Raw genomic sequence first — 3694 nt, forward strand, 5'->3', positions numbered from 1 at the left:
ATTCTGTTTTATGATCGCCAGGATCTGACTGTCGGTATATCTCGATTTACGCATAGAAAACTCCTTCGTTTTAGTTTAACGGGAATTTCTACTTAAAACTGCTCCGACTTTCTGGGGGGATTACACCACAAAACACGGCTAATCTTAGCGTAAATTATCAAATGGATGTCGTGAGTGTAATGGCGCGAGTTCGCTACTACGGTTCTTGGACTGACTATTCAGGAAATAGTGATGGAGACGTTTTCCAAGATTTTGACGGTGAGTATTTCACGGATATATCAGCTACTTATGATGTAAACGAAAAACTTACGTTAAGCTTAGGAGCAGAGAATGTTTTTGATTCTTATCCGCAAGAAGCGGTTTATCAAGCAAACCGAGGTTTGATATATTCCCGTAACGCGCCATATGATACCGATGGTCGCAATGTTTATATTCGAGCATCTTTTGCACTTTAGATAGAAAGCAGCCTTAAGTAAGTGGTTGTGTGAAATTCTCGTTATTCACACAACCACAATCTTCAGAATTAATAATATAATGTAGTGCGTTATGATGTTTTCCCTCTTACAGTAGCCTACTTGCTCAATAACATTCCCTCCAGAATCCACGACATCTTCACATTTTCTGCACTATTCAAATTTAGCAGTGTGGAATAATTAACCACGACAAAGGGTTAAGATGAGAATTGATGATGGGCAATGGTTTCCAATTATTTAAAATATTCTACTGGTTTACACTGCTACTGGTATTGTCTGCCTGCTCGGGCACTGACACTAGCGATACTGATGCCGTTACAACCGATGAGGATACTGTGGTAACTGATCCTGACGAGGATGGTAATGACGGTTTAGATACCACGGGTTCAGGTATTGAGCTAAGTTTGTTCAGAGACATTTCATCCTCGTCTACGGTTTCATGCACTTTTGATGACGGCACTCAAACTACCTGCTACGAATTAGTATTTAACGTGAATGAAATACGTGATGGCAGTGGTTCAGGAGAGCTCATTGACGATGAAGCTGGGCCATTTTGTCCTTCGTCATACACTGGTGATGACGGTGGAGTTGGCATTTACGACGGTAACACTGGCCCAGGGTTTCAAAACTTAGTGCAAACCCTATGGGACAATATGGCCATTGACGGATACGATATAATTGACGAATCAGCGGGTATTATCTGCATTCAAGATCCTGGGGGAAGCCGCGCAAATATTGGCAGCAATTGCACCTCTTATTGCCTGAATGCCAGTGCCGATGACGGCTTAACGATAACCTACACCATTCCAGTTACGCCAGTGCCACTTGCTACGCCAGATCAGTTGGGTGAAATTGAACATATTGGTTTGTCTCTTGATGGCGTGCCCATCACTGGTGATCCACCTTCAGTTGTAGGGCGAGGCGGTAATATTCCTTCTTTGGATCATTGCGGTGGCCACCATGATCCTGCTGGTTACTATCATTGGCATGGGATCCCTGAATCTGCGGACGTAATGCATGCAGAACAAGGCACCAATGATCAAGCAGATTGCAGTGTGTATATCACCCAAGATAATACAGCATTAAGCGGCTTTGCCCGTGACGGTTATCCCATCTACGCGTATCAAGATTTAGTCGATGGCGAGGTGGTTACTCCCTCAGATTTGGACTCATGCAATGGACATACTGGTATAACAGCAGAATATCCTGAAGGCATATATCATTATCATGCTTCATTAGATGCGCCAAACTTACCCACTTGTATTACCGGTGCGTCAGTGAGTACCCGCACCTCACCATACATTCGATAGAGGGATTGATGATGAAGAAATACTCTATTTTAGCCATCGCAATGTGTTTATCCAGCGTTGGAGAAACCCAGGCTCATAGTGCTGCGGTAGCAACCTATCAGCTAGCTCAACAGCAAAATGGAAATTGGACGTTAACAATTAGCGTCCCCCTAGGCGGGCTTCACCAAGCATTATTGAAACATCATCAAGAATCCGAGCTGTGGACGGATAAAGGCAAATATAACCTAGAATTAGCCAATAGCTATCTGATAAATCACAGTGAAATTATTGTGAATAACGCTACAACAGTTAAATTGGCAGCCATTAAGACAAATCTAGATGATCACCAAAGTGATTTTGTCTTTAGTGCCAGCAATGTACCGGCACAAGTAAATAAAGTGACCTTCAATATTGACGCCATGTCTGAAAACCCCGGACATATTAATATTGCTCGATTAAAAGGTATTACAGGCGCTAAAAAAGTCATATTACAATACGCTAACGACTATCAAGCTAGCTTAGTCTTATAAACCCCATTCCCACATTGAGTCAGAGTTAATGATATAGACTTAATTAACTCTGCCTTTTATTTTTAGTTTTGAGTTTCGCATTTATCAATTTTTTAGGTTTATTATCCAAACCGAAAAAATAGTCTGAAAACCTCGCCATTTCGCAAGGTGATGAACTAACATCTACCGTCTCTGCCGACTTATGTATCGTTTTATTCTGTTTTTTCATTTATTTCTGGCCCAAAATCAACTTTATCCAACAATAGGTGAGTGACCCTAACCATTATGATAAATAGTATAAAACAAGATAGGATTTTGTCTGCTTATCAATAACTCTTGTTTCAGCAAACTTAGTGCCTTGTAGTTAGATTAACGCCGCATATTTTTATTCCCAGAATCTCTGATATCACTGTCAAAAAAATTAACATTAAAATAACACAATCAAGGTAAGTTATTGAATATATTATATTTAATATTTTGGCTTAAAATATGCTAAACCACTGTGCAAATTTAAAAATTTGTGAAATCTAAATAAAAAAGGAAGTATTATGAATTTTTCTAAATTAATTAAAATAGCAGTTTTAGGTTCAGCGTTTGTCACACTCTCGAGTCAAGCAACTTTAGTCACCAAGACATTTGACAACGGCGACTCACTGGCAGACTTTTCCGTAGACCGTGCGGCACCAGCAGGGTTCCAAATTGTCAGTAATGAACTGGTAATGAGTATTGATGGTTCAACATTTGGTGCTGGCGCGAGTGCATTTTACGATACTCAAGGTATGAAAATAGACACTACGGGTTCAAACTTCGTATCCATTGATATGTACATCGATTCAGCTTGGACCAATAGTGAGCGTTTCGCGGGTATGTGGGGAGTGGGTTTAAACGATAGCAACACTATTTCAAGCTACCCCATTTTAGAATTTCAAGGAGCCGGTGTTAATTCACCAGATGCAGGGCTTGCAATTTGGGATAACGCTTGGGTTGATGTAGTGTCACTTTTCAATATCGACGAATTCAACACCATAGCCTACAAAGCCGCGAATAACGGTGTGCAATATTATGTTAACGGTACTATGGTGTACTCAGAAACAGCGTCTGGAACAAGCTCATTCGGGGACATTATTTTAAACGCTAAAAATGATGGAAATTCATTTGATGTGCGTTATGACAACCTAACTTATGGTGTGGTGTCAGAGCCTGGTGCTATGGCACTTCTCGGTTTAGGCATGTTAGCTATGGGATTACGTCGCCGCAAAGCTTAAATACATAAAAACAAAAAAGGGTCAGTGTAAAATTGAAGTGACCCCCAATAGTTGGACTATTCAATTACTGGGGGTCTTTTTATGTCCAAACATCACAGAGCATTTAAGTTAAAACTAGCGCAGCTAGCGCAAGAAGAGAGTTCCGTTGTTTTAGGGGC

General features: G+C 40.6%; 4 protein-coding genes. All 4 read left to right on the top strand.

Going from position 1 to position 3694, the window contains the following annotated elements; all coding sequences use genetic code 11:
* The first annotated feature begins 119 nt into the window (after positions 1 to 119).
* Complete coding sequence (locus ACYVIL_RS15725) at positions 120 to 455, top strand: TonB-dependent receptor domain-containing protein (RefSeq protein WP_460313364.1); 336 nt, start codon at positions 120 to 122, stop codon at positions 453 to 455.
* A gap of 230 nt (positions 456 to 685) precedes the next feature.
* Entirely contained in the window at positions 686 to 1783 is a 1098-nt protein-coding gene (locus ACYVIL_RS15730) for a YHYH protein (protein WP_460313360.1), read from the top strand.
* 11 nt (positions 1784 to 1794) lie between these two features.
* Complete coding sequence (locus ACYVIL_RS15735; protein ID WP_303476685.1) at positions 1795 to 2292, top strand: hypothetical protein; 498 nt, start codon at positions 1795 to 1797, stop codon at positions 2290 to 2292.
* Positions 2293 to 2819: 527 nt separating this feature from the next.
* Positions 2820 to 3536, top strand: a complete 717-nt coding sequence (locus ACYVIL_RS15740) for a PEP-CTERM sorting domain-containing protein (protein WP_460313362.1) — start codon at positions 2820 to 2822, stop codon at positions 3534 to 3536.
* The last annotated feature ends 158 nt before the right edge of the window (positions 3537 to 3694 follow it).

The sequence above is a fragment of the Aliiglaciecola aliphaticivorans genome, assembly GCF_054782055.1.